Genomic DNA, 2,753 nt, shown 5'->3' on the forward strand with positions numbered 1-2,753 from the left:
ACAGGATTTGAACCTGTGACCTTCGGGTTATGAGCCCGACGAGCTGCCAGACTGCTCCACCCCGCACTCGAATTATAAGGGCAAACGGGTGGCTTAGGCAATAGCTATCTCAACTTCGACTGCAATAGAGCTATTAAATTAAAATACATTAAAAAAGGTCAGCCAATTACCAGGTGGCATTGTGTCCGCCCGTCACGCCACAGAGCGCGCAATCGGTGTACAGTAAGCATTACACTAGTCACCCATTTTCCGAAGCCAGCCCATGAAATTCTGCTCCGAATGCGCCCACCCTGTCAGCCTGTCCATTCCGGAAGGCGACAACCGTCCCCGCTATGTGTGCGCCAACTGCGACGCCATCCATTACCAGAACCCGAAAATGGTGGTCGGCTCGATTCCCGTCTGGGAAGAAGATGGCCAGTTGCAGGTCTTGCTGTGCAAGCGCGCCATCGAGCCGCGCCTGGGCTACTGGACTCTGCCGGCCGGCTTCATGGAAAACGACGAAACGACGTCCGACGCGGCCGAGCGCGAAACGGTGGAGGAAGCGGGCGCGAATATCGAACTGGGTCCCCTGTTTTCGCTGCTCAACGTGCAGCGCGTGCACCAGGTGCACCTGTTCTACCTGGCGCGCCTGCGCGACCTCGATTTCGCGCCCGGCATCGAAAGTCTGGACGTGCAGCTGTTTACGGAAGCGCAAATTCCGTGGGACGACCTGGCCTTCCCCACCATCCGCGCCACCCTGGAACTGTTCTTTGCCGACCGCGTGAAAATCCGCGAAGGCGGCAGCTATGGTGTGCATACGGGCGACATCACGCGCCCGATGGCGCGCGCGGATGCCGAGTAAGCCCCCACCACCCGCCATTCTTGACGCCGCATGATTCCCTGGCTCGACATCCACACCCCGTTCCCCGACGTCTCGCGCGCCCTGACCGACGAGGCGCCCGGCCTGCTGGCGGCCGGCGCCGACCTGTCGCCCGCGCGCCTGCTCGACGCCTACAAGCACGGCATCTTCCCCTGGTTTTCCGAGGGCCAGCCCATCCTGTGGTGGAGCACCGATCCGCGCATGGTGCTGATGACGGCGGACTTCAAGGTCTCCGACAGCCTGGCCAAGGCCATCCGCAAGGTCGAGCGCAGCGCTGCCACGGACGGGCGCTGGCAGCTGCGCTTCGACGGCGATTTCGACGCCGTCATGCGCGCCTGCGCGGCGCCGCGCAAGGATGGCCCGGGCACCTGGATTTCCGACGAGATCATCGCCGGCTACACGGGCTTGCACAAGCTGGGCTACGCCCACTCGTCCGAGCTGTGGCTGGACGGCGAACTGGTGGGCGGCGCGTATGGCGTGTCGATCGGACGCATGTTCTATGGCGAATCGATGTTCGCCCGCGTCTCGGATGGATCGAAGATCGCGCTGGCCCACCTCGTGCGCTTTTTGCAGGCCCGCGGCGTGACCATGATTGACTGCCAGCAAGAAACGAAACACCTGGCCTCGCTGGGCGCGGCGCCCATTTCGCGCGCCCGCTTCCTGGCCCATGTGAGGAGCGCCATTGAAGCAGCGCAAATCACCGATTGGCATGCTGCGCCACCGGCGTAAAAAAGCTATGATATCTCCAGGCACACCGCCAGGCACATTTCCATTGCTGCGGACAGACCAGACAGGATCAGCATGACGCACCTGAACGAACTACCGTTTGCCACCCTGCAGTTCTACACGACGGCACCGTATCCGTGCAGCTACCTGGACGACCGCCAGGCCCGCTCGCAGGTGGCCACGCCTTCGCACCTGATCAACAGCGACGTGTATTCGGAACTGGTGCGCAACGGCTTTCGCCGCAGCGGCATTTTCACCTACCGCCCGTATTGCGACGGCTGCCAGGCCTGCATCCCCGTGCGCGTGGTGACGCAATCGTTCACGCCCAACCGCAACCAGCGCCGCGCCTGGAACCGGCACGCCAACCTGCAGGCGGGCGTGGCCACTTTGTCCTTCCTCGACGAACACTACGAGCTGTATCTGCGCTACCAGAGCACGCGCCACGCGGGCGGCGGCATGGACCAGGACAGCCGCGACCAGTACGCGCAATTTTTACTCCAAAGCCGGGTCAACACGCGCCTGGTGGAGTTCCGCGAGCCTGACGGCACCCTGCGCATGGTCAGCATCATCGACGTGCTGGCCGATGGCCTGTCGTCCGTCTACACGTTTTTCGATCCCGACGTGCCCGGCGCCTCGTACGGCACCTACAACGTGCTGTGGCAAATCGCCCAGGCGCGCGAACTGAACCTGCTCTACATCTACCTGGGCTACTGGATAGAACAGAGTCCGAAGATGGCGTATAAAATCAACTTCAAGCCGCTGGAAGCGCGGATCAAGGGACAGTGGGTGATCATGTAAGGTAGGTCGGATTAGCGCGCAAGTGCGTAATCCGACGCTGCAAAGCCAACAATGGTGTCGGATTACGCTGCGCTAATCCGACCTACCGGCGAACAATCGCGAGGGTCTGGCCCCTGCACTGCAGCTTACTTGCTTTTATCCGGAAACACCGGACGCGCAGGCCGCACGGGCGGGTTCTTCGCCAGCCGCTGGAAGCGCGCGTCAAGGGACAGCGGGCGATCATGTAAGGTAGGTCGGATTAGCGCGCAAGTGCGTAATCCGACGCTGCAAAGCCAACAATGGTGTCGGATTAAGCTGCGCTAATCCGACCTACCGGCGAACAATCGCGAGGGTCTGCCCCCTGCACTTCAGCTTACTTGCTCTTGTCCGG

The 2,753-nt window shown here is 61.9% G+C and carries 3 protein-coding genes; all 3 read left to right on the forward strand.

Translation table 11 applies throughout. The features are described 5' to 3' along the window. Positions 1 to 262 precede the first annotated feature (262 nt). The 3 genes from AC1Q6X_RS16475 (at position 263) to AC1Q6X_RS16485 (ending at position 2,383) form a co-directional block, all read left to right on the forward strand. Positions 263 to 841: an NUDIX hydrolase gene (locus tag AC1Q6X_RS16475; protein ID WP_034747557.1), complete on the forward strand. Its 579-nt coding sequence runs from the start codon at positions 263 to 265 to the stop codon at positions 839 to 841. Between the two features lie 30 nt (positions 842 to 871). Then, positions 872 to 1,588, forward strand: coding sequence for a leucyl/phenylalanyl-tRNA--protein transferase (gene aat, locus AC1Q6X_RS16480; protein WP_409028000.1), 717 nt, complete (start codon positions 872 to 874; stop codon positions 1,586 to 1,588). Between the two features lie 72 nt (positions 1,589 to 1,660). After that, positions 1,661 to 2,383, forward strand: coding sequence for an arginyltransferase (locus AC1Q6X_RS16485; RefSeq protein WP_230502543.1), 723 nt, complete (start codon positions 1,661 to 1,663; stop codon positions 2,381 to 2,383). Positions 2,384 to 2,753 lie beyond the last annotated feature (370 nt).

It is taken from the genome of Janthinobacterium sp. GW823-FHT06H09 (assembly GCF_058794735.1).

Excerpts from the sequence above, each read along its gene's own strand:
- AC1Q6X_RS16475 (WP_034747557.1), top strand. The coding sequence starts at position 263 with ATGAAATTCTGCTCCGAATGCGCCCACCCTGTCAGCCTGTCCATTCCG.
- aat (WP_409028000.1), top strand. The coding sequence starts at position 872 with ATGATTCCCTGGCTCGACATCCACACCCCGTTCCCCGACGTCTCGCGC.
- AC1Q6X_RS16485 (WP_230502543.1), top strand. The coding sequence starts at position 1,661 with ATGACGCACCTGAACGAACTACCGTTTGCCACCCTGCAGTTCTACACG.